Consider the following 23,639-nt stretch of genomic DNA (forward strand, 5'->3'; position numbering starts at 1 on the left):
GCTAATCCGCGATGAACCACAAAAAAGCCCATTATCGATAAAGTGATCTATCAATAATGGGCTCTTTTAATGAACATGATTTCTGAGCGTTTTTTATGCGTCCGACGCTAGTGGTTGAGAAGCGGTCTCGATAACTTCTAATGGAATGTCTGAATCTTTAAGGATGTTCAGGATCTCTTCTGGTGGCTGTTTATTGGTGAACACCATGTGTGCTTGAGAGATGTTACCCAGCTTAACCATTGCGTTACGACCAAACTTACTGTGGTCAACTGCCAGGAAGATGCTGCGGCTGTTTTCGATGATGGCTTGCTTCACTCGAACTTCATGGTAGTCAAAATCAAGCAGTGAGCCGTCAAAGTCGATACCGCTGATCCCTAGAATGCCGAAGTCGAGGCGGAACTGCTTCACGAAATCGAGTGTTGCTTCACCCACGATACCGCCATCACGGTTTCTTACCTCGCCACCCGCCAAGATAACCTTTATCTCTGGGTTTGGTAGCAGGATACTGGCAACGTTGATGTTGTTAGTCACGACTCTGAGTTGTTTGTGGTTCTTGTTCAGCGCGCGCGCCACCGATTCTGGCGTAGTGCCGATATCAACGAACAAGGTTGCACCATCTGGAATGTGCTTAACCAGTTCGTCGGCGATCACGTCTTTTTCGTTGAAGTTAAGCGCTTTACGCGTGTTATAAGAGGTGTTTTCCGAGCTTAAAGGAATGGTTGCACCACCATGATAGCGACGAATTTTGTTGCTATCGGCCAGCTCATTGAGGTCTCGTCTGATGGTTTGTGGGCTGACATCGAACTTTTCAACGAGCTCTTCGGTACTCACATATCCTTGTGTTTTTACCAGATCTACAATCTGCTGGTGTCTTGGTATCTGCTTCACTTAACTTACCACTCCCTGCGCGCAAAGGGCTCTAGCGCGTCAAAATCGAAAATATAAACTCACGCTATTGTGCTCGAATTGATGAAAAGAGAGAAGTAATGATGGTAAGGAATCATGTCTAAACCGCAAAAACGCTGGTCAAAACGTGGAATTTGAGCCTGAAACGCAAAAAAAGAGCACAAAATAGTGCTCTTTTTAGTTTCGTTTGCTGAGGTTCGAGCAATCTAATCGATGAGATTGCTCGAGTTCCGAGGTCAACGGTTAATGATTAACGATGAGCTGAATACTCAGTATTACTCTTCGTCGTCATCGTGCAGTTCAGACCAAACCTGTGCACACTTGATAGCACGCTTCCAGCCTTTGTAACGGCGGTTACGTTTCTCTTCGTCGTGGTGTGGCATGAAGGTGCGGTTAAGAACGGCTTTGTCTTGAAGCTCGTCAATGCTGTCCCAGAAACCAACCGCTAGGCCAGCAAGGTAAGCGGCACCCAGAGCCGTTACTTCTGTTACTTCAGGGCGGTGAACTTCAGTATCCAGCACGTCTGATTGGAATTGCATTAGGAAGTTGTTCGCTACTGCGCCGCCATCAACACGTAGGTTTGCTAGCTTGATGCCTGAATCAGCTTGCATCGCGTCTAGTACGTCACGCGTTTGGTAAGCAATGCCTTCCAAGGTTGCACGGATGATGTGGTTCGAGTTAACACCGCGAGTCAGGCCAACAATTGTACCGCGAGCGTAAGCATCCCAGTATGGTGCGCCTAAACCAGTAAACGCAGGAACCACGTAAACGCCGTTTGAAGAGTCCACTTTAGTTGCGAAGTACTCAGAGTCTTCTGCGCCAGCCAGTAGTTTCATTTCATCACGTAGCCATTGGATTGATGCGCCGCCCATGAATACCGCACCTTCCAATGCGTATGCTGGTTCGCCTTTAGGACCACACGCTAGCGTTGTTAGTAGGCCGTTCTTCGATGTTACTTTCTCTTGGCCCGTGTTCATTAGAAGGAAACAACCTGTGCCGTAAGTGTTCTTAGCTTGGCCTGCTTCTACACACATTTGACCGTAAAGTGCAGCTTGTTGGTCACCCGCAATACCCGCGATTGGAATACGAGTACCGCCTTTACCACCAAGGTTCGTTTGACCGTACACCTCAGAAGAACGCTTCACTTCTGGCATCATTGATGACGGGATACCCATTTCATCAAGTAGCTTTTGATCCCAGCATAGGTCGTTGATGTTGAACAACATAGTACGTGACGCGTTAGTGTAATCCGTAACGTGAACACGTCCTTGAGTCATCTTCCAAACCAACCAAGTATCAACCGTACCGAACAGTAGTTTGCCAGTTTCAGCGTCTTCGCGAGCGCCTTCAACGTTGTCTAGAATCCATTTTACTTTGGTACCTGAGAAATACGGGTCAAGGACTAAGCCAGTATTGTCACGTACGTAGTCTTCTAGGCCACGTGCTTTTAGGTCTTCACAGATGTCTGCTGTACGGCGACACTGCCATACGATTGCGTTATAAACCGGCTTACCCGTTTCTTTGTTCCAAACGATGGTGGTTTCACGTTGGTTAGTGATACCGATACCCGCTAGCTCGTCGCTGCGAATGCCTGCTTTAGCTAGAGCTTCAACCAATGTAGAGCTTTGAGTCGCCCAGATTTCCATTGGATCATGCTCAACCCAACCGGCTTTTGGATAAATCTGAGTAAATTCTCGTTGAGAAGAACTAACGATGTTTGCATCGTGATCGAGGATTACAGCGCGAGAACTTGTGGTGCCTTGGTCTAGGGCAACAATGTATTTTTGCTCGGTCATGGTAAGAATCCTTTTTCTTTTGTTATTTATATTTTAGTAAATGTAGGGTCGCTTAGGAATTAAGCTTGAGCTTGTTCAGCTTCTTCTTCTGTTTCACATTGGTTTGGAATTGTGCAGCCTTGGCCTTCTACTGGTAGGTAAGCACCGATAACACGTGGGTACAACCAACCACCAAAACACGCACCAGCAATTGGAGCAAGAATTGGAACGATGAAGTAAGGAATATCACGAGCACCGCTTAGTGCGAAATCCCAACCTGCAAAGTAAGCGAACAGTTTTGGTCCGAAGTCACGAGCAGGGTTCATTGCAAAGCCAGTCAGTGGACCTAAAGAACCACCGATAACCGCGATAAGAATACCGATCAGTAGAGGGTTCATTGCACCGCGAGATGCGCCGTTGTTCTCATCACCTAACGCTAAAATGGCAAACATCAACACTGCAGTAATCACGAATTCCACAGCAAAAGCGCCGAAGAAAGAAAGTGAAGCATGTGGGTAAGTCGAGAAGATACCAGCAGTTGATAGTGCGTCTTGGCTGCTACGAACAAAGTTATGTGCGATTTCGTAGTCAGTAAATAGGTTGCTGTACAGGCTGTAAACCAATGCTGCAGAGCAGAAAGCGCCAAGCAGTTGCGAAATGATGTAAGGCACCACTTTCGCTTTATCAAAGCCATGGAACATGGCCAGTGCAATCGTTACGGCTGGGTTGATGTGTGCGCCTGAAACGCCGGCAGTACAGTAAATTGCAATCGCAACACCGAAGCCCCAGATGATGCTGATTTCCCATTGTCCGAATGTCGCACCAGTTAATACCAGAGCGGCCACACAGCCAACGCCAAAGAATATGAGTAATCCTGTACCGATAAATTCAGCCAAGCATTGCCCAAATAAAGAAGGGTGTTTGTTTGTTGTCATGTTCGAGTCCTTTTTAGTTTTGCTTATCTAGCACGTGTATTGTGCATATATTTGCGAACTCGAAAATAAACGAACATCAAAAGTGAGCGTTTGAGCATAAAATTGTTAATTAAAGTCACTTGAAATGTTAATTCGAACACTTTTGCTCGAAAAAGATGCTCGCATGAACGTCATTGCTCGAATTGATAGGTTGCGAAGCCGCTCAAACTACCTATATGTAAATGAATGCGCAACTGGTACGAGGAGTTTATGTTTGGATTTGTGATGCTACTTCGTGAGTGGCGGATTATTAGACTTAATTAGGGAGGGCTGTGTGATGTTTTTGCTATGTAACAAGGGAGTTAACAAATGAGCTTATATGCATAAATGAATAAACTGCCAACTATGTTGTAGTTTGGCAGTTTTCATTTGGGTGTATGTTCTTGTTATACGAGACGAACTTACCGCTCTAAACCAGAGCTGCCACTTTTCCTTTCGCAACCAATTGATATCGAACCGAGTCATACGCCCAGTTGAACGCAATCGCGTAAAGTACGAAGAAAATAACTAGGCCGATGTCCATGATCAGTACGGTTAGGAAGTCGAGTTGTAGAACCCACATCAAGACAGGTAGAGTCACTGTCATTAAGCCAAGCTCAAAACCTAATCCGTGCAGGATACGTGTTTTCGTGGTTCTTTTGCTTCGGTCTGCTCCGTAAATTTTGTCGTAGCCATAGTTGTAAACGTAGTTCCAAGCCATCGCTATCAATGATATTGCGAGCGCTAAGCCTGCCATTTCACCTGCGCCGTTTCCTGTAATATAGGTTGCAAGCCCTGCCATTAAAACCAAAGCAACCAATTCAAATAGCACCATGTGCAACATGCGTTCTTTATGTGACATTTTTCTAACTCTCTTTACGATTAAATAGCCGCCGATGGGCTAATGACTTGGCTAAATAATATCTACTTAAGTGATAATATAAAGATAGTAAACATCACATATAGTGATAGTAAGTTTTGGGAGACACCGAATGTACAACATTGAACAACTGAGAATGTTTGTGTATGCCGTTGAATTAGGGTCATTTTCTGCCAGTGCTCGTCATTTGGGGAAGGTGCAGTCGGCGGTGAGCCAAGGCATCAGTAATCTTGAAATAGATTTTAATGTTGAGCTTTTTGATCGTTCGACTCGAAAGCCTTCACTAACCAAAGCGGGCGAGCAGTTATTTAAACAGGTGAAAGCGATCGTGCTTCAGGTTGAAGATCTGAATGTGACGGTTAGTGCGATGGGCAGTGGTGAAGAGGGGCTCATCAAAATTGCATTAGATGATTCACTATTGGTCCCGAATCTATCTAAGATCTTTAGTCAGTTCAGTCAACAATTCCCTGCGACTGAAGTGGAACTGGTTGCGTGTACCACGACAGAGGTCAATCCGTTAATTATCGAAGAGAGGGCCGACATTGGATTAATGTTTACTAACTTGGCTTTTGATGTCGGTTCTGAGCCTTGCTTTATCGGTCACTTACCGTTTATTGCTGTGTGTCATCCAAGTCATGCGCTCGCAAAAACAGGTGTGGCGAAACTCTCTGACTTACTCCCGCATCGTCAGTTAATGTTGAGGGGAGACAAAGGTAAGGTGATGGATCAGTTTCCGCTGATTGCCGGAAAGGTATGGTGGTCAAACAGCTTTATCGTCATTAAAGAGATGATTCTTGGTAGCGATATCGGTTGGGCATACTTACCGAAACACCTTGTTGAAGAAGAGCTTATTAAACAGCGCTTGGTAGAGGTGAATGTGTCATTTGACCATAAAACTTGGTCGCCTCCGGTTGATCTTGTTCTGTCTAAAACACGCTCAAAAGGTCCTGCATTACTTTGGCTTGAACAAGCATTGAAAGGCCTATTAGACGAAACTGAATAAAGAAAAGGCTCACCGTTTAACGTGTGAGCCTTTCTGTTCAAAGTGATGCTGCTTTTTGTTAGTTCTAGTTCTAGGTGTAGACGTAGATGCTATACGCTAGGTTTAACCGTCTGACCGTTGTAGTACTTGTCTTTCATCTTAAGCGCCACGTTCACAAGGTAAATCAGCACAGGGACTTCAATCAGTGGACCGATAACGCCTGCAAACGCTTGGTCTGAGTTGATACCGAATACTGAGATAGCCACGGCAATCGCTAGCTCGAAGTTGTTACCTGTTGCTGTAAATGCAATTGATGCGTTCTTGTCGTACTCGATGCCCATCTTTTTACCGATGAAGAAACTGATGAAGAACATCGCAGTGAAGTAGATAGTCAGTGGAACCGCAATTAATAGAACGTCCATTGGCAGTTCAACAATCATTTCACCTTTCAGGCTGAACATCAGAACGATAGTCGCCAGTAGTGCAATCAGTGTGATTGGAGAGATGCGTGGAATAAATACGTCGTTGTACCACTGCTCGCCTTTCATCGACACAAGGATCTTACGGCTTAGGAAGCCCGCTAGGAATGGTATACCTAGGTAGATAAGTACACTGTGTGCAATGTCGATCATCGAGATATCAACCAACATGCCTTCGTAACCAAATACTGGTGGAAGAACGCTGATGAACAACCACGCCATAAAGCTGTAGCTCACCACTTGGAATGCACTGTTTAGAGCAACCAATGCCGCGCCGTACTCTTTGTTACCGCCGCCGATGTCGTTCCAAACCAGAACCATCGCCACACAACGAGCAAGACCAATCAGAATCACCCCAACCATGTAACCTGGGTGGTCTCCCAAGAAAGTTAGTGCCAATACAAACATCAGAATTGGACCAACGATCCAGTTCATGATCAAAGAGAGCTTAATGGCTTTCTTATCTTTTACCACAGTGCCTAGCAGGTTGTAGTTAACCTTAGCCAGAGGTGGGTACATCATTAAGATAAGGCCAACCGCAAGCGGAATGTTAGTGGTGCCAACAGACATTGAATCGTTCCACTGTTCGATCTGTGGGAATAGGGTGCCGAGTAGTACACCAAGGCCCATGGCAATAAAAATCCACAGTGTTAAGTAGCGATCTAGAAAACCTAACTTTGGTTTCATGATAATCTCTCTTAGTTGATATCGTAAATCGTCGAAAGACGATTGGTTGTGGCAAAAAAACACGCTTAAAAGTAAAGGCTATCAAAGCCGATCATTCAAGCGTGAACTTCTATTTTAAAATGCTGTTAAATATCGATTCGAAGCGTTGAATATTGTCGCGGTCGATGCGGTAACACATCTTCGGCGGAATCGACTCAGCCGTAATAAAACCTGAGGCTTTCAATATTCTTAAGTGCTCTGATACCGTTGATTGAGCTAAACCCAATTCACTCACCAGATCACTGTTCAAGCAGCCGCCCGATTTTTCTAACGTGGAAAGGATACTCAATATACGTATTCTTGCTGGGTGAGCGAGTGCTTTCGCCAGTGCGGCCATTTGCTTTTCTGCTTTAGCATCACCGTGTTCGATGGGCAGAGAACAGCCACCAGATGTCGAGCAAGTTGAGTTCATATTGACGTCTCACTTTCATTAATCGTTAAAAGACGATTAATGATAAGCCTATTTTAAATAGGGGTCAATGCTCACTGTCTATTTGAACGAACTTTAAGGTGGCGATTCAGGGACTATGGTTGAACTCTGCTTTGACTCAGCTACGCAAAATGGCGTGAACATCGATTAAACGCCATTTTGCTCGGTTATCCGCTAGTTAAGAACGGTATAGCCTCGGTTGATCATACAGTTACGATTCACTTGAAACTTCTGCTGCTCAGATAGCTCGGCGGATTGTCTTTTTTGAGCACCGTGCTTTAAAGCGCCGCTGATAATACCGATGCCAGCACCAATTTTTGCACCATCATGACCACTCCCGCCAGAGACGGCTCCACCAACCGCACCCAGCGCTGCACCCTTAGCGGTTGAACCGACAATATCGCTGCCAAGAGAATCGACCTCTTCAGGCTTCACTTGTTGAGCGTATTGCTCACATTCATACAGATCGGCGTGATACTGTGTTTCATCAACACCTTTAGTATCGACAATAATTTGATTAGCAAATACTGAACTTGATGCTACAAGCAATATCGCTGCGATTGGAGAGAATGGAAATTTCACAATATAGACCTCTAGAGTATTCATTGCATTGTTAAAGTGACGTGTAGTTCTCGATGAAATCAAGGCGACGATCGGTGTACTCACCAGAATCCAACATCTTAGATAACCCGCGAAGCGTGTTGTAAGGCTGAGAAACGGCCACCATGTTAATGAGCCAATACGGAATATCGCCACCTGGATCACTCAATACTCGATAAGAGATATGGGTGGTGTTTTCGTCGATTGGTGTCAGGATCCAACTCGCCTCTAATTCAGCCACTCTGATGATTTTTTTATTATTGTTTGGCAGGTAATCAGGCCTACCATGCTGACCAATGGTGACAACCATCGTCTCTGGATCTTGAGTGATGACGTTCTCTACGATAGCTTCACGATCGGCAACTGGCCAAGGTGCCTTGGTATAGGTTTTGGTGATCGTGTGCGCCGCACTAAAATGCTCTATTTCTTCCATGTCATCGATGTTTTCTACCCATTGCGTGCCAACAGAGGTATCGATAAAGAGTGCGATAATAGAAGTGAGGGACGCGTTGATGTCGCCTTCTGCTCGAAATTCTTTAAAGTGACTGCCTTCAATTTTACGGTTATAAACCTCGATGCCTTTTTTATCGCGTGCCAGTGACCAGCCATCGGTGTCTGATGCAAACACCGAAACTGAACAAGCAAGAAGAAGCAAAGTAATAATCTTATTCATCATGTTAATGAGCGCCCTTTCCAGCTGATTTTATTGGTTTTAGATAAGCGGTAACTGTTCAGCACGAGTAGGCTTTGAACACAAATACCGAAGGGTACGGTTAACGCAAATTTTGCGGGAACAAACAGTTCCTTAACCAAAATGAAGTAGGTGACGATCGACACCAAGAGCATCACAGAGCTGACAATGAGCGAATAAGCATGAATGGCAGACATGTCACTGATGAAGGCGTTCGCCGATACCAGCATCAAAAGCGGTCCCGCCCATGCGATGATGTTGGCTTTGATGAAGACTTTTAAAGCTTGTGCTTGCGATTGACAATTCACAATAAGATTCATGTTTTTGGAAAAGCCAGCCCAGATTGAGTTGAAGTCTGAATACATGTGCGTACTCATTAGTTTGTCTGCAAATGCCCAGAAAATCTTAAATCCATTGACCTTCATGACTTTTGCAAAGGCGATGTCTTCCGATATCGCGTTTGCTACTGCGGCGTGTCCACCGACTGCGTCGTAGGATTTTCGGGTAAACAACATCGCCTGACCGTTAGCAATCGCTTCTTCCTTAGTCATGTCGTTCGAGTTTTTAAAGTTCATATAAGATGCGATCGATAGAAAGATGCCCGGCAAGGTCGCTTTTTCTGCCACAGACGCAAAAGTTTGTTTTGGATTAAACGATAAGAGATCAGTTTTTTGTTGGATAGCAAAGTCGATAACGCTCTGTAGCATCGCGGGTGCTGAATCGGTATCTGCATCAATGAAATACACATATTCACCGCTCGCGTTGAGTGCGCCAGCCATACATGCATTGCTCTTACCAAGCCATCCGGTCGGTAACGTTCTACCTGAAATACAGCGCGCGTTAACGTCGAACTTACTGATCAATGCTTCTACTTTTGCACGGGTTGAGTCAGTAGAAAAGTCATCAACAACAATGACTTCAAACTTGTCTTTTGGGTAGCTCTGCTTCAATAGAGAGCCAAGGCTGATTTCAATATTGTCTTCTTCATTTCGCGCAGGAATAATGACGGAAACAGTCGGCCACTCAGTTCTTTTGAACGATATTTTAGGTTCAATGTGAATACGATGGCGCTCTAAGTTCGCAAGTGTGATTAGAAACTTGACGGTAACGATGCAAAGCAAGGTCGTAATAATAGCTAAAATCATAATGACTGTGGTCGGAATAAAGTGATGGAGAGACAGGAAAGAATATAGTGGAGTGTGACCTAACGCACATCTTGTATGTAGGACTTAACCCTTCAAACTGGAATGCGCTTCTGTTAGCGTTTGCCTTGGAAAGATGTGAAACAGTGACTGACAGGCGGTAAAATAAGCATTGTATTCACCAGCGACTCTAGCGATATAATCGAACCCAGAACCGTTACTCAAGATAACGAATGATCATAATCCAATAATAGGTACGCCCGACATGCCCCAACAAAACATCAAATTTATCGCGACTGATATGGATGGCACCTTACTCGATGAGCATGGAAAGCTCGACCCTGAGTTTTTCAATCTTTATGAGCGCTTAGAAGCGCAAGATATTATTTTTGCTGCCGCGTCTGGCCGCCAGTATTACAGCTTGCTAGAAACATTTTCCCCGCTTAAAGATCGCATGATGTTTATTGCTGAAAACGGCACATTAGTGATGCACAAAGGCCAAGAACTTTACAGCTGCTTGCTTGATACCGATGCCATTAAAGAGATCATTAAAGAAGCTCGAGCTATTGAAGGCGCGCATGTGGTGCTATGCGGTAAGAAATCGGCATACATCGAAACCAAAGATGAGCGTGCTCTGGCGGAGATCTCTAAGTACTACCATCGCCGTGAGCAAGTAGAAGACTTACTGGCGGTAGAAGACGATTTCATCAAGGTGGCTATCTGTCACTTCGACGGTTCACAAGAGAAAGTGAACCCAACTATTGATGCCAAATTCGGTGAGAACTACCAAGTGGTTGTAAGCGCAAAAATTTGGTTAGATGTGATGAACGCTGAAGCGTCAAAAGGTGCGGCGATTAAACATCTACAGAACACATTAGGTTTCACTTACGAGCAGACCATGAGCTTTGGTGATTACCTAAATGACTTGGAAATGCTTAAAGAGAGCTACCACTCTTACGCGATGGAAAACGCGCATCCAAAGTTAAAAGAGATCGCGCGTTTTGGCGCGCCAAGTAACGTTGACGCGGGTGTGTTCCAAGTACTTGAGAAGTTGCTAGCGTAACGCTCTTAAGCTAGATTCGATTTTTATCAAAGCCAACTCGTGAAAATGAGTTGGCTTTTTTGTTGGCTGCTGTTGTATTGAGTTAAATTTGAACGAGTGTTCAGCTTGTTGTAGTCTAACCAGAAAGATGGGTATTCACTTTGAATTGGATACGCCTTAGTAACGATATTTGGAATGATTATGAGCAAGAAACTTCAACTTGATATTATTTCTGACGTAATGTGCCCGTGGTGCGTAGTCGGTTACAAAAACTTAGAGCTAGCCGTTGCGGAACTTGGTTTAGAAGACCAGATTGAACTTGAATGGCAGCCGTTTGAGCTTAACCCTGACATGCCGCAAGAGGGCGAAAACCTGCGTGCCCATATCATGAGAAAATACGGTTCTAGCGCAGAAGAGAGCCAACGTTCACGAGAACAGCTTTCGGCTCGCGGCCAAGCGGTTGGTTTCGATTTCAATTTCTATGACAGTATGAGAATGGTCAATTCACGTCATCTACATGTACTTCTCGATTTTGCACTAGCGCACGGCAAACAGACTGAGTTAAAGCTACGCTTCTTTGCTGCTCACTTCACAGAGCAAAAAGACCTGTCCGATCTTGAAGTCATTGCACAAGAGCTTGAAGCGGTTGGCTTAGACTCAACGAAGGCACTGAAGCGCCTAAAGAACACCGACAACTTGAAGCAAATTGAAGCGCAAGAGTTTGAATGGCAACGCATGGGGATCTCTGCGGTTCCTACTGTGGTGTTCAACCGTAAGAGTGCAGTAACGGGCGCGCAGACGGTAGAAACCTACAAGCAGATTCTTCAAGAGCTTATTGCTGAATCATAAACGGATCATTGCTATCAATTAGAGTCTGAATTTCATGGAATCACTGTCACTCGCTCAAGCGCAAAAACTGGTATTGCTTTCGCAAAAGCTGCCGCCTAAGAAGTTGCCACCTAAAAAGCAACGCAATGGGGGCGCTTTGGCGAACACGTTGTCTGCGATTGAAAACCTTGGCTATGTGCAAATTGATACCATCTCTGTGATTCAGCGAGCTCACCACCACACGCTTTGGAATCGCAATCAAGATTACCAACTGAACCATCTTGATAAGCTGTTAGAGCGTCGAGAAGTATTTGAGTATTGGTCGCATGCCGCCGCGTATTTACCCATGCGTGACTTCCGATTCAGCCTACACCGCAAGAATGGCTTTGCGAGCGGTAAGCTCAAGCATTGGTATAAAAAGAATGACGCACTGATGGCTCATGTTCTCAAACGTATTGAGAATGAAGGGCCGTTGATGGCGAAAGATTTTGAAGGGGATAGGCCAAACCCCGGCGGTTGGGGCGGTAAACCGGCCAAGCAAGCATTAGAAACATTGTTCATGCAAGGCGACTTAATGGTGCCAAGCCGAGTTAACTTTCATAAGGTGTATGACCTAACCGAGCGAGTTTTACCGAGCGGAATTGATACCTCTGAGCCGACAGAACAAGAGTACATCGAGCATCTGATAACACGTTATTTAGAGGCTAACGGAGTTGGAATAGCGTCGGAAATGAGCTACCTACTCAAGAACACAAAGCCTTTGATTCAGAGAGCACTCCAACAGATGCTTGAAGATAAGCAGGTTCTGAAAGTAGATATTCAAGGCTCTGATTACTATGTCCTGCCAGGTGCTTTTGAACTGCTGAATCAACCTCTTTCCAGAACCAAGCTTAAGATACTGTCTCCGTTTGATAACCTGCTGATTCAACGAAAGCGAATGCAATCATTGTTCAACTTTGATTACCTCCTAGAATGCTATGTTCCAGAGGCCAAGCGTCAGTTTGGTTATTTTAGCTTACCGATTCTGTGGCAAGGTGAGCTGGTGGCACGAATGGATTGCAAGGTCGACAGGAAGAGTGGTTTGCTCAATATCCGTAACTTGGTTGTGGAAGAGCGAATTAAAAACCATGAGTCGTTGGTTCATGCTTTATGCGATGAACTAAAACACTTCATGGTGTTCAACCAATGTGATGAGATGATCGTCCATAACACCACGCCCTCTGATCTTGGCAAGCGCTTGATGAGCCAATGGCAAACAGTCTAGCGGTCTTTGTTGTTTAGAAAGCGCTTAGTTACTCAGCAAACGCAGCTAACAAGAACTCGACAAAGGTTCTGTTCTTCAACGACAGTTGCTTGGTTTTGTAGAGCAAGTGAATCGGCTTTGGTAACGGCGCCATGCCGGGTAGGATTTCCAACAGCGCTCCACGATCAATCTCTTCTGCGACTAAGATAGTCGGTTGCAACAACACGCCCACACCCTGCAGGGCGGCATACCGCAACACATCACCATTATTCGACATCAAGCGCACACGTTCTTTATTCGGTGTGGCGTGAGGAGCTTGGCTGCTGTAACTGAATCCAAGCGATGGGTGCTGCGCCAAGTCTTCCAATACTCTGATTTCAGCATGTTGGTTTAGGTAAGCGGGCGCCGCGCAGTAACACATCTCATAATCCCCTAAATACCTTGCGACCAAGCTTGAATCGGATAGGTCACCAATTCGCACAATCAAATCAATGTCGGATGAGTAAGGATCAACAAGGTCATTATTCAACATCAGCTCAACGTTAATGGTTGGGTGATGCGCGAGAAACTTAGCCACGATAGGGGCGAGCACCTTGTTTCCATAGGTAACTGGGCAGTTAATTTTTACCGTGCCTTGCGGTTGATTTTCCAAGGTCTGAATCAGGTTCTCTGCATTGCTGATGTCTTCGAGAATTCGCTTACACTCACGATAGTAAAGCTGCCCTGAGTCGGTTAACGATTGCTTACGCGTGGTGCGGTGGATCAGCTGAGAGTTCAGACTGGTTTCTAAGGAATGGACATGTTTGCTTATCATGGTCGCCGACAGGTTGAAGTGGTTTGCGGCGCTGCGAAAGCTACCTTGTTCCACCACATAGACGAAGACTTTCATGCTGGTTAACTTATCCATTGAACACTCTTGGTTGATAAACAATAAACAAAAGGTGAGTTTATCAATTATTAGGGGTTAATTATATTAATGGCAAACCGATAATTAACTAAAATAAGAGTGTGCAATGCCTCAAACGAATGAAACTATCTTTGTTACTGCCGAACTTAAGATCAAAACCAACATAGAACGAGCAGCTGCGCTCGAAGCTATCGAACAGTTTTGTTTAGACATGCAAAGCGAACCGGGCTGCCTACAAGCGATTGCAACCTATGACCAAAACCAAAGCGATCGTGTGATCTTGCTTGAGCAATACGTAAACCGCGAGGCGATCAATCAGCACTTTGTGATGCCTCATACCCAAGCGTTTATTGAGCGTGATATTACCGAGTTGGTTCAAGCATTCGAAACGCAACGTGGGCCTATCAAAGCACAAGAGCAGGAGATCTAAGACATGAAATGGGGAATCCTAGGAACCAGCTTTATCTCAGGCGTAATGGCGGATGCGATTAAAGGCGATGCTCAAAGTGAGCTGTATGCTGTTGCTGGACGCACAGAGAAAACACTCAATGAGTTTGCTGCCCAATACCAGCCAACACGAACCTTCAACAACTATGAAGCCTTGATTGAAGATGAGTCGGTCGACATTATCTACATTGCTCTACCAAACCACGTTCATCATGAGTATGTGATTAAAGCGGCTCAAAAAGGCAAAGCGATCTTGTGTGAGAAGTCTTTGTCGGTAGATATGGAAAAAACCGAGCAAGCTTTACTAGCCGTGAAAGAAGCGGGCGTATTCTTTGCTGAAGGTTTGATGTACTTAAACCACCCAATGATCGCCAAGCTTCATCAAGAATTAGCTACTGGTGAGATTGGCGAAGTGCGTTCAATTCAAGGTTCCTACGTTGCGGCGATTGATCAGTTCGTGAACCCTGCAAGTAAAGGCGCGTTGTACAACCTGGGTTGTTACCCAATGTCTTTGATTCACTCTGTCGCACAACACCAGTTTGGTGAGAGTGTGTTTGATGATGTGCAGATCTCAGCAATCGGCCGACGAGGCGAAGATGGCAATATCTGTGAGTCGTCGGCGATGATGCGTTTCAACGGCAGTTTTACCGCGCAAATCCACACTGCTGAAGATCACGGCTTAAAGCATGGTTTTACGATCCTAGGTAGCAAAGGCTGTATCACGCTAGATACTAATCCATGGCTACCGACGGCAGAAAACACGTTTACGGTAGAGATCTATGAGACGTCGACACGTGAAGTGAAAGTCGAAGCGCAAGGCGATGGTTTCCATTATCAAGTGCGCAATATCCGCCAAGCGGTTGAGCAAGGTGACACACAACTTGCTGCGCCGATGGCAACCCACCAAGACTCTCGCGTAATCATGAAGTTATTAACTGATTGGGAACAAGCGGCGAGCTAATGTTTTAGTAAATTCTATACTCGTCTCATGTTTGATCGCCTCGTAAGCTATCAAACATGAGGCGTTTCCTCTATATCTTCCAGTCGACTCTCCCCAATAAATACTTTGCATTTGAAACCGCCACAGTGTCCAATATCAGGTAGTACGAAACTGACCGAAAAACCTTATTTTTTAAGGTGTTAAATAGGACCTTTGCCGCATGCGTAAATCAGATAAGAAAATCGAGAATCAAATCAGAGACGTGTTAACTGACGTTTGTGAAGACACGCTGAAAGGCTTCGATGGTTTTTTGTGGGTGACTCACTCGGTCAACTTTTCCTCTTTTCCGCAAAGTTTGAAAATTGTCTGTGTATTCGATACCAATCAGGATAGAACGAACTTCTTAAGTGGCGAAGGTCAACAGAGTGTCTCAGGGGCTATTCAACAAGCGTTCAATCAAGTTGGAATTCAACTGAAGAATATCGATAAGCATGTTAGCTACGATACGCAAGAAAATTGCGATCGCGACCATCAAGGGAAGTGGAACAAGAGGCTTTAAGGAGCGTTGTCATCGTTCTTGTTTAGACAGCCTATCCAAATTGAGTTTCAATAGTGTGGCGCTCAAACTGAGATTCGATACAGCAAATCCAAGTCCTATTCTGAGTTCTAGGCTCTGATAACTTCTCATCTTCCAAACCGTATTATTCTCATTTTGAGAAAATCTGAGCTGATTTCTCGTTAGCCGGAGATACTTGGTTTCCAAATAAAATTAAAATCACAAAAACTTATATTTTCCTTAATGCATTGATTTTGAATCGGCATTTGCTCGTTTTACTTGCCACCGATGAAACAAGACAGACGAGCACTTGAACAATAGAGCCATGTAGTCGATACTTTTTTCGTATTTTGATTCCTAAATTGACACGTAAGTTGGCTGACTTTTCGTCTTGTGATTTAAGGCATGACAGTATCGATTAGGAAATTTGAATCATGAAAACCTACATTTCTGGGCTGCTCGCACTCATACCGTCATGTTTAATCGCTGGCTACGCTTTTGCTGTTGGTACAGCAGTTGTGCTGCCAGGGCAACATGAAGCGGGTGTTGATCTTTCGGGCTCCCCACTATCTGCGAATGCTGTCATTGATTGGGAAATTACCAACAGTGACATTGTGTTCGGAGCGTATGCCGACAAAGCCGACAATGAGCGGGCCACGACAATTGGTTATATGTACAACCAAGTCATGGCGATGAACTCGGGTTGGTTGGAGAACGATCTCCGTAACCAAGCTGAGTTAGAAGGCCTCAATTTCGAAGACTATTTCCTGCACTTTTCTGAAGATACTGTCATTGCCGAAGTTGATAAAACTCATGGCGAAAAGACCCTTTTAAACCGAAAACCTATGATCTTGGGTTATACAGCCAGTGAAGACCATGCTGGTTTTTGGTTGTATCAAGAGCCTCCGTGGGATGCCGATGTGTTTGAGAATTTCGAACAGGGTGGGGCTTTGTATGTCTATCATGCTGAACAGTTCGAACGGCTGACCTTTAAGTTCTCACAGTTTGCTGGCAGCGGTGAATTTTGGATTGAATACCCAACTGCTATTGATTCTCAGGGTAGGGTTTCACAATGGGAAAGGCTTGATGTAAAGAAAGACAAAACGCTCAATATGACCAAAAACCAATCGGTGATCTGGAACCTTCCGGATAACTGGTTAAGAGCTACAACTCATGATGGGAGCGGTGCGAGTTATGGCGGCGGCCAGTATTTTGGTTCAACCTTTTTGAGAGATGGTGGGCGCTTATACGTTGTGAGAGTTCGTTGGCAAAGTGAGAATGCCGACGACAGGCCGCGTTTAAAAGAAGTAAAACTCAAAAACAGTTTTCCAACCGTCAAGTTAACCGATGCTCCGACTTCAACCCCGGACGGCAATGCTATCAGCCAATGGCGAAAAATCCGTGGTTTTGATGTGTCTGCAGATCTAGATGGTGATAACTACTTGTCGCCAAGCGAGTATCGAAATCGAACCAATAAGAACGCAACAGCGCGTTTTCGTTGGGAATCAAGAGTGGTGCCATTTGGTCGAATGTGGAGCGCTAACTCGTCTTGGTCGCTAACAAACGTCGCAAACGCGGATTATCTATCTGCCATTCATCGCTACTACAAGCAAAGCTGGGCAAGCCAAGGTTTGAATGGTGCGTACAACGACGACACAAATAAACTCATTGGCTCGAACCAGTTCTATGTTCACTCTGGCGGGCATGTTCAAGAGTTAGGAGCTGTTGCGGGTTCGAATCAAGCGGATGATCTCTACAAGCAACAATTTTCAGCGTTTCTCAAAAATCTTTCTGCTTTAGAAAGTGATGCGTCGATTGGGTTGAATATCGGAACCGCGAACTTACTGGGTCGAAATGGACAGTCTCATCTTAGCGAGGCGGGCTCTCTGTATTTACGCGAGCACTACATTTTTCCGTCTACTGGGTTTAGTGGTTACTCGGGGATCTCAAAATTCTGGGATAATTCTGCGCTCGCCTACAATGGGCAAAGTGTTATTTTTCAGGCGACAACGCGTTATGGGCGAGTTCAGTATCTTGGAAATAGTGAAGATAATTGGAAGCAAGACCAATACTCGACCCTAGCGATCTACCACCTCAATCGACACGCTCAACATAGCTACTTTAATCAGTGGAACAATGGTTACGTCTATGGAAGTGGCAATACGACGGCTGAGATTTTCTGGCAAAGTGGTGTCCCTAAAAACATCGCCTACCAACCCAGTTCGTTATTGGCCGTTGACTTGGGAGAGCCGAGTCATCAAATCCCACATGGCTTTGCGCCGATTCCTTTGATGCTTTCGACAACGACACCTCAGCCTGCTGACTACACCATCGTTGGCGATTCCTCGATGAACGAAATGGTGCATGCTGATCTGCCCAATGGTATCACTCACGTTCTACCGACGTTCACGTACTTTATGTATCAATCTGAAAATCAGGTGGTTGCTGGTGGCCCTGAGGACATGGTGTTAGCGAGAGAGTTCAGCAATGGTCGTGTGTTGTATCGCACGGATTTCCACGGTAAGAATCCGAGCTTTTATGACGCGGCAAAACTCACCATCGCGCTGGATGTTCCAATGAAACCTGTTGATGCTAACGGTAACGTTGGTGACTATGTGAGTGAAATAGAAATTGGCGGTTATGAAGGGCTGTTCTTACTTTATTAGAACTAATGCGAGTGAGCACTCTCGAACCAGAGCAGACTAGAGCTTAGGTTCGGGATATGAGCTTATTCTTTTTACACTGCTTAAATTCTTTGGCGATCCACGATTGCTCGTTTAAACCATTGTCGATTAGAGCAAAAAGGTAGCCATCGACTTTGCTTGAAGCTGCTGGATATTCTTGAAAAGCGTGCTTAGGGTAGCCGGGGTAATCTGTCTCGTATTGAGCGTCTAACTGCTTACCGAGTTGACGCCATTTTACGAATAACTCCGAAGAAGACGTCTCAACCTTATATTGCCCCAAAATGCGTTGGTGATGGGTTAACGCCACTTTAGCGCAGTGGTTGGTCTGTACGACTTTTTGTATCAATTCAACTTGTTCTTCACTCATGGTTTTCGCCAGTACATTCTCTTGTTCGATGCGCGCCATTCGCTCACCAAACGTTTCAGCATGGATGGGAAACACAAAAGTAAGCGGTAAAGCCAATACCAAAAGACGCTTGTAGAACATAACCAAACTCGTTAGAAGGATTCGCGGCTATTATGCCGCCCGCCGCCAATATTATTAATCAATATAAACGCTTAATTGTAAGAATTATTTTTATCGAGTAGATAAATAGATGATTTTGGAGTTGTGGTATTCAGGCTCTGAATGTTTGGTTGGTGAGCCTGAAATTTGATGAGGGATCCGTTACGAATTAATGACCTTGATGCCTTTATCTTGAAGCTCATCAATCACACTACTCGAAAGATCAATGTCGGTGATTACGCCATCAAGCGCACTTAAATCTAAGGCGTGGAAGGTAGCGATACGTCCGTATTTGGTTGAGTCTGAAATCAGATAGTTTGAATGAGCTGCTTGAACAATGGCTTGTTTGACTAACACCTTATTTTCACAAGGTGTCGAGAGCCCTTTTAGATTCCAAGATGAAGATGAGATAAACGCAATATCAATATTCATCCCTGCCAAGAACTCAGCTACTTTGCCCCCAATACTTGATTGATTTTCACGGTCAATCTTGCCACCAGTATGGTAAATCTCAGATTGTGTGCTGTTCATTAGGTACGCGGCAATCGCGAAGTCATTGGTGATGATAAGCAGATCATCTCGCCCTGCAAGTTGGTGAGCGATCTCCAAAGAGGTTGTTCCAGCGTCTAAGTAGATAGTCGAATACTCAGGAACCAATTGAGCAGCTAGTTGACCTATTTGAGCTTTTTCGCTTGCTTGCTGTTCTACCTTTATGTCGTGTGACAATTCGCAGTGAAGTGCTTTAGTCAGTTGAACGCCACCCGAAACTGAAATCACTTTCCCTGATGTCTCTAGCTTTACGATATCTCGACGAATGGTCATATGAGACACCTCTAAGTGCTCAACAAGCTCAGAAATACTGATCACTTCTTGGTGTGATAATAGTGACAAAATAGTTCTCTGACGTTCCGCTGGAATCATGATTCTTCTTCTATGTTCTTATTTTTCATCATCCTATCAATCTTTAGCTATTTTGTGAATATCTGTGAATATCTGTTGTGAAATAGCAATTAGAACTGTGATTGCTGCCGAAATTACCCTTACCTAATGCCTCTAAAGGGTTAAATTACTCAGGTGTGTTAACTTTTGTTAAGAGTGTGACTTATCACTAAGTCGCATTCGATTGCTTCACATATAATCACAAACATAAACAAGAATTAACAAATCTAGAATTAAATAATTACGTGAAAGGCATCTTGCTATGAATGAAGTTCAATCTGTTGGTGTTATCGGTTTAGGTTCTATGGGCATGGGCGCAGCGAAGTCATGCGTCCGTGCAGGCCTTGATGTATATGGTTTCGATTTGAATCCGCAAGCGCTTGAAACCTTGGGTGAATATGGCGCAAAAGCGGTCTCTACAAGCGCGGTTGAGTTTGCCGACAAACTTGATTCAGTTTTGGTATTGGTTGTGAATGCAGCTCAAGTTAACACGGTACTGTTTAAGACTGGTCTTGCGGCGGCACTAAGACCTAACACGCCAGTTATGGTCTCGGCAACGATCTCAGCAGAAGACGCGAAACAAATCGAAGCTCAGCTTGCTGAACATGATCTTGTGATGCTGGATGCGCCAGTGTCCGGCGGTGCAGTAAAAGCAGAAGCGGGCAAAATGACGATTATGGCTTCAGGTGCGGTGACCACATTTGAAGTACTGGCTCCGGTACTTGATGCAACTGCAGCTAAAGTCTACAACATCGGTGAGACCATTGGCCTTGGTGCGACCGTTAAGATTATCCACCAGTTACTAGCAGGTGTTCATATTGCTGCGGGCGCTGAAGCGATGGCACTAGCCGCACGCGCAAACATTCCGCTTGATTTGATGTACGACGTTGTTACGAATGCAGCGGGCAACTCTTGGATGTTCGAGAACCGCATGAAGCACGTAGTCGATGGTGATTACTCTCCAAAATCTATGGTTGATATCTTTGTGAAGGATTTGAACTTGGTATCAGATACCGCTCAAGACCTGAAATTCCCACTCCCATTATCAAGTGCAGCACTGAACATGTTCGTTAGCGCGAGTAATGCTGGATTTGGTCAAGAAGACGACAGTGCAGTGATAAAAGTCTTCCAAGGTATTGACCTACCGGGTGTAAACACATCAAAGGCGGAGAAATAATCATGTTATTAGGTGTTATTGCAGACGACTTTACAGGTGCTACAGACATTGCTGGTTTCTTGGTTGAAAACGGTATGCGCACTGTTCAATTGAATGGGATTCCAACGGGAGAGTTTGACACATCAGCAGATGCTGTGGTGATCAGCCTTAAATCTCGCTCTTGCCCAGCTGACCAAGCGGTGACGGATTCGGTTACTGCGCTTAAATGGCTTCAATATCAAGGCTGCCAACAGTTTTACTTTAAATACTGCTCAACGTTCGACAGTACCGCTGAGGGCAATATTGGTCCCGTAACAGATGCACTTTTGGCTGAACTTGGAGAATCTTTCACTATGGTTTGCCCTGCATTGCCAGTAAATGGTCGCACGGTTTACAACGGTCACTTGTTTGTTTTTGATGAGTTGCTCAGTGATTCAGGTATGCGTAATCACCCTGTTACACCAATGACGGATTCAAGTGTGGTTCGAATGATGGACGCACAATCAGAAGGTGTTTCCGGTTTAGTTAACTTTCAAACGATTGAACAGGGCGCTGATGCGGTTACCGCTCGTTTTAACGAACTCAAAGCTCAAGGTAGTCGCTACGCCGTGGTAGACGCATTTAATGCAGATCACTTGGTGACGCTAGGTCAAGCGGCTAAATCTTTGAAACTAATCACAGGTGGTTCAGGCCTAGCTGCTGGTATCGCTAAAAACTGGACAGAACATCTTGCTGACCAAAGTGATGCAAAACATGCCGGTAGCCCAGTCAAAGCACCAACCGTTGTGTTCTCTGGTTCTTGTTCAGTGATGACTAACCAACAAGTTGCGGTATACAAGCAGCTTGCTCCTCACTTTGCTATCGATGTGAAGGCTTGCTTAACCAATGATCAATACGCCAATGAAGTGTTCGATTGGGTGATGACCAATAACCAAGGCGAGTTTGCTCCTTTGGTTTATGCAACCGCAGATGCTGCCGCACTAAAAGCAATTCAAGAAGAGTACGGCGCACAAGCTTCAAGCCACGCAGTTGAACAATTTTTTAGTCAACTCGCTATCAAACTACAACAACATGGCGTGAAAAACTTCATCGTTGCTGGTGGTGAAACATCAGGCGTCGTGACGCAAAGCCTAGCTGTGAAAGGTTTTCATATTGGTCCTCAAATTGCACCAGGTGTGCCTTGGGTTAAATCGGTCGAAGGTGAGTTATCACTAGCGCTAAAATCGGGCAATTTTGGTGATGAAAACTTCTTCGCTAAAGCTCAATCATTCTTTTCATAAGCGAGATTCAAATGAGTAAAGTTTTGATGAACGAGCAGCAGTTAAGAGAGCAAATGGTCACGCTCGCTCGTTCAATGTTTGAACGAGGTTACGCCACTGGTGGTGCAGGTAACCTGTCTATCAAATTACCTAATGGGTATTTTCTAGCAACACCAACAGGCTCTTCATTTGGCCGCCTTGTCGCTGAAGAATTGTCGGTTGTTGATATCGATGGCAACCACATCTCAGGTAAGAAGCCTTCTAAAGAAGCGGCATTCCACCTAGAGATTTATAGAAATAATGCGGAGTGCAATGCGATTGTACACCTGCACTCTACATACCTAACTGCACTATCTTGCCTTGAAGGGTTGGATCGTAACAACGCGATTAAGGCTTTCACACCGTATTTCGTGATGCGAATTGGCGAGTTACCAGTCATTCCTTACCTACGTCCGGGTGACCCGCAAATCGCTGAAGAGTTGGCAAAACGAGCAGGTGATTATCGAGCATTTTTGTTAGCAAACCACGGCCCAGTAGTAACAGGCACTGACTTTGTTGATGCCGTTGATAACGCTGAAGAGCTAGAAGAGACCGCCAAATTAGCATTCTTATTGAAAGGGAATGATATCCGTTACCTAACGGACGAAGAAGTTATGGATTTAAAAGGGAGAGGCAAATAATGGCTAAGTTCGCAGCAAACTTAACGATGTTATTCACAGAAGTACCATTTTTAGATCGCTTTGAAAAAGCACATCAAGTCGGTTTCAAAGCAGTTGAATACCTATTCCCTTATGCATTTGAGGCCGAAGAGCTTGCCGAAAAAATGCAAAAATTTGGCTTTGAACAGGCGCTGTTCAACATGCCTCCGGGTGATTGGGACGCAGGTGAACGAGGCTTCGCAGCGATTCCTGGCCGTGAAGAAGAGTTTAAAGCTAGTGTTGATACGGCGCTTATGTACGCTAAAGCGCTGAACTGCAAGAAAGTTCACGCGATGTCGGGTCTACATGATGCGAATTTCACGAGGCAGCAACACGTTGAAACCTTTATCTCAAATATTCGTTTTGCCGCAGATAAGTTTGCTGAGCATAACATCGAATTGATGATTGAACCGCTAAATAGCCGTGATGTTCCTAATTATTTCGTTGCTCACCAACGTGACGCTGTTGAACTTATTAAGTTAGTCGATAGGCCAAATGTGAAGCTGCAACTCGACCTTTATCACGCGCAAATCATGGATGGTGATTTAAGTACTTTGATTCGTGAAGTGGCTGCTTATACCGGTCATATCCAAATTGCTTCTGTACCAGAAAGGCATGAACCATCGGAAGGCGAACTGAATTACCCACATCTATTTAATGTTCTGGATGATTCAGGTTACCTAGGTTGGATTGGTTGTGAATATAACCCAAGAGGCACGACAGAAGAGGGGCTTAGCTGGGTAAAAAGTTATTTATAGCGCGGTGTGAATGCCGTTTATATGTAACGAACCATAAAAGTAAAGAACTGATTTAGATAACACGTCTTACAGGTAAGCCAACACATAACGATAAAGTGCAATAGGTGATCCCG

Annotated in this window: 24 protein-coding genes; 12 read left to right on the plus strand and 12 right to left on the minus strand. The window is 44.8% G+C overall.

Annotated elements, in window-relative coordinates; genetic code table 11:
* Positions 1-93: 93 nt before the first annotated feature.
* The 4 genes from AB4307_RS09555 to AB4307_RS09570 all read right to left on the minus strand — a co-directional run bounded on the left by AB4307_RS09555 (position 94) and on the right by AB4307_RS09570 (position 4,496).
* Entirely contained in the window at positions 94-888 is a 795-nt protein-coding gene (locus AB4307_RS09555; protein WP_017060941.1) for a DeoR/GlpR family transcriptional regulator, read from the minus strand.
* 293 nt (positions 889-1,181) lie between these two features.
* Positions 1,182-2,702, minus strand: a complete 1,521-nt coding sequence (gene glpK / locus AB4307_RS09560; RefSeq protein WP_372111730.1) for a glycerol kinase GlpK — start codon at positions 2,700-2,702, stop codon at positions 1,182-1,184.
* Positions 2,703-2,761: 59 nt separating this feature from the next.
* Positions 2,762-3,616, minus strand: a complete 855-nt coding sequence (locus tag AB4307_RS09565; RefSeq protein ID WP_004732234.1) for an MIP/aquaporin family protein — start codon at positions 3,614-3,616, stop codon at positions 2,762-2,764.
* A gap of 448 nt (positions 3,617-4,064) precedes the next feature.
* Positions 4,065-4,496 carry a PACE efflux transporter gene (locus tag AB4307_RS09570; RefSeq protein ID WP_017066100.1) on the minus strand — a complete coding sequence of 144 codons (432 nt, stop codon included), beginning with the start codon at positions 4,494-4,496 and terminating at the stop codon, positions 4,065-4,067.
* A 130-nt stretch (positions 4,497-4,626) separates the two neighbouring features.
* On the opposite strand from AB4307_RS09570, the gene AB4307_RS09575 reads away from it, so the two are divergent.
* On the plus strand, positions 4,627-5,517 hold the full coding sequence (locus AB4307_RS09575; protein WP_372131709.1) for a LysR family transcriptional regulator: 891 nt from the start codon (positions 4,627-4,629) through the stop codon (positions 5,515-5,517).
* Between the two features lie 89 nt (positions 5,518-5,606).
* Here AB4307_RS09575 and arsB read toward each other — a convergent pair whose 3' ends face one another.
* The 5 genes from arsB to AB4307_RS09600 form a co-directional block, all read right to left on the minus strand.
* Positions 5,607-6,662: an ACR3 family arsenite efflux transporter gene (arsB, locus tag AB4307_RS09580; RefSeq protein ID WP_102320692.1), complete on the minus strand. Its 1,056-nt coding sequence runs from the start codon at positions 6,660-6,662 to the stop codon at positions 5,607-5,609.
* 109 nt (positions 6,663-6,771) lie between these two features.
* Positions 6,772-7,113, minus strand: coding sequence for an ArsR/SmtB family transcription factor (locus AB4307_RS09585; protein ID WP_017064015.1), 342 nt, complete (start codon positions 7,111-7,113; stop codon positions 6,772-6,774).
* 192 nt (positions 7,114-7,305) lie between these two features.
* Complete coding sequence (locus tag AB4307_RS09590; RefSeq protein ID WP_029235181.1) at positions 7,306-7,713, minus strand: glycine zipper family protein; 408 nt, start codon at positions 7,711-7,713, stop codon at positions 7,306-7,308.
* 31 nt (positions 7,714-7,744) lie between these two features.
* A complete protein-coding gene (locus AB4307_RS09595) occupies positions 7,745-8,407 on the minus strand; it encodes an START domain-containing protein (protein ID WP_017069715.1) in 663 nt (220 codons plus the stop codon).
* Positions 8,404-9,567, minus strand: a complete 1,164-nt coding sequence (locus AB4307_RS09600; RefSeq protein ID WP_017064013.1) for a glycosyltransferase family 2 protein — start codon at positions 9,565-9,567, stop codon at positions 8,404-8,406. The genes AB4307_RS09595 and AB4307_RS09600 overlap by 4 nt, the downstream gene beginning before the upstream one ends.
* A 262-nt stretch (positions 9,568-9,829) precedes the next feature.
* Between AB4307_RS09600 and AB4307_RS09605 the strand changes: the two genes are divergently transcribed.
* From AB4307_RS09605 to AB4307_RS09615, 3 genes are all read left to right on the plus strand, one after another.
* On the plus strand, positions 9,830-10,627 hold the full coding sequence (locus AB4307_RS09605) for a Cof-type HAD-IIB family hydrolase (protein ID WP_017069716.1): 798 nt from the start codon (positions 9,830-9,832) through the stop codon (positions 10,625-10,627).
* Positions 10,628-10,807: 180 nt separating this feature from the next.
* Positions 10,808-11,455: a DsbA family oxidoreductase gene (locus AB4307_RS09610; protein WP_017060931.1), complete on the plus strand. Its 648-nt coding sequence runs from the start codon at positions 10,808-10,810 to the stop codon at positions 11,453-11,455.
* Positions 11,456-11,489: 34 nt separating this feature from the next.
* Positions 11,490-12,698: a winged helix-turn-helix domain-containing protein gene (locus tag AB4307_RS09615; RefSeq protein WP_372125810.1), complete on the plus strand. Its 1,209-nt coding sequence runs from the start codon at positions 11,490-11,492 to the stop codon at positions 12,696-12,698.
* 28 nt (positions 12,699-12,726) lie between these two features.
* Here AB4307_RS09615 and AB4307_RS09620 read toward each other — a convergent pair whose 3' ends face one another.
* The gene (locus AB4307_RS09620; protein WP_017064010.1) at positions 12,727-13,584 is read right to left on the minus strand and encodes a LysR substrate-binding domain-containing protein; all 858 of its coding nucleotides are present in this window, start codon (positions 13,582-13,584) and stop codon (positions 12,727-12,729) included.
* Between the two features lie 106 nt (positions 13,585-13,690).
* Here AB4307_RS09620 and AB4307_RS09625 point away from each other — a divergent pair, with 106 nt between their 5' ends.
* The 4 genes from AB4307_RS09625 (at position 13,691) to AB4307_RS09640 (ending at position 18,193) form a co-directional block, all read left to right on the plus strand.
* On the plus strand, positions 13,691-14,014 hold the full coding sequence (locus tag AB4307_RS09625; protein ID WP_372125813.1) for a putative quinol monooxygenase: 324 nt from the start codon (positions 13,691-13,693) through the stop codon (positions 14,012-14,014).
* 3 nt (positions 14,015-14,017) lie between these two features.
* Positions 14,018-14,992: a Gfo/Idh/MocA family protein gene (locus AB4307_RS09630; protein ID WP_372125816.1), complete on the plus strand. Its 975-nt coding sequence runs from the start codon at positions 14,018-14,020 to the stop codon at positions 14,990-14,992.
* A 199-nt stretch (positions 14,993-15,191) separates the two neighbouring features.
* Positions 15,192-15,530, plus strand: coding sequence for a hypothetical protein (locus AB4307_RS09635; protein WP_017060926.1), 339 nt, complete (start codon positions 15,192-15,194; stop codon positions 15,528-15,530).
* A 431-nt stretch (positions 15,531-15,961) separates the two neighbouring features.
* Complete coding sequence (locus AB4307_RS09640; protein WP_372131711.1) at positions 15,962-18,193, plus strand: hypothetical protein; 2,232 nt, start codon at positions 15,962-15,964, stop codon at positions 18,191-18,193.
* Between the two features lie 43 nt (positions 18,194-18,236).
* Here AB4307_RS09640 and AB4307_RS09645 read toward each other — a convergent pair whose 3' ends face one another.
* Positions 18,237-18,698: a hypothetical protein gene (locus tag AB4307_RS09645; protein ID WP_017060924.1), complete on the minus strand. Its 462-nt coding sequence runs from the start codon at positions 18,696-18,698 to the stop codon at positions 18,237-18,239.
* A gap of 180 nt (positions 18,699-18,878) precedes the next feature.
* Complete coding sequence (locus AB4307_RS09650) at positions 18,879-19,637, minus strand: DeoR family transcriptional regulator (RefSeq protein ID WP_372131713.1); 759 nt, start codon at positions 19,635-19,637, stop codon at positions 18,879-18,881.
* A 280-nt stretch (positions 19,638-19,917) separates the two neighbouring features.
* Here AB4307_RS09650 and ltnD point away from each other — a divergent pair, with 280 nt between their 5' ends.
* Genes ltnD through otnI form a run of 4 tightly spaced genes read left to right on the plus strand, consistent with a single transcriptional unit; the run spans position 19,918 to position 23,526 of the window.
* Positions 19,918-20,832 carry an L-threonate dehydrogenase gene (gene ltnD, locus AB4307_RS09655; RefSeq protein WP_372131715.1) on the plus strand — a complete coding sequence of 305 codons (915 nt, stop codon included), beginning with the start codon at positions 19,918-19,920 and terminating at the stop codon, positions 20,830-20,832.
* A gap of 2 nt (positions 20,833-20,834) precedes the next feature.
* Complete coding sequence (gene otnK / locus AB4307_RS09660; protein ID WP_137001416.1) at positions 20,835-22,091, plus strand: 3-oxo-tetronate kinase; 1,257 nt, start codon at positions 20,835-20,837, stop codon at positions 22,089-22,091.
* An 11-nt stretch (positions 22,092-22,102) separates the two neighbouring features.
* A complete protein-coding gene (otnC, locus tag AB4307_RS09665; protein WP_372131717.1) occupies positions 22,103-22,750 on the plus strand; it encodes a 3-oxo-tetronate 4-phosphate decarboxylase in 648 nt (215 codons plus the stop codon).
* Complete coding sequence (gene otnI, locus AB4307_RS09670; RefSeq protein ID WP_137001417.1) at positions 22,750-23,526, plus strand: 2-oxo-tetronate isomerase; 777 nt, start codon at positions 22,750-22,752, stop codon at positions 23,524-23,526. Before otnC ends, otnI begins: the two co-directional genes overlap by 1 nt.
* The last annotated feature ends 113 nt before the right edge of the window (positions 23,527-23,639 follow it).

Source organism: Vibrio sp. 10N.261.52.C2 (assembly GCF_041471425.1).
GTDB classification, from domain to species: Bacteria; Pseudomonadota; Gammaproteobacteria; order Enterobacterales; family Vibrionaceae; genus Vibrio; species Vibrio crassostreae_C.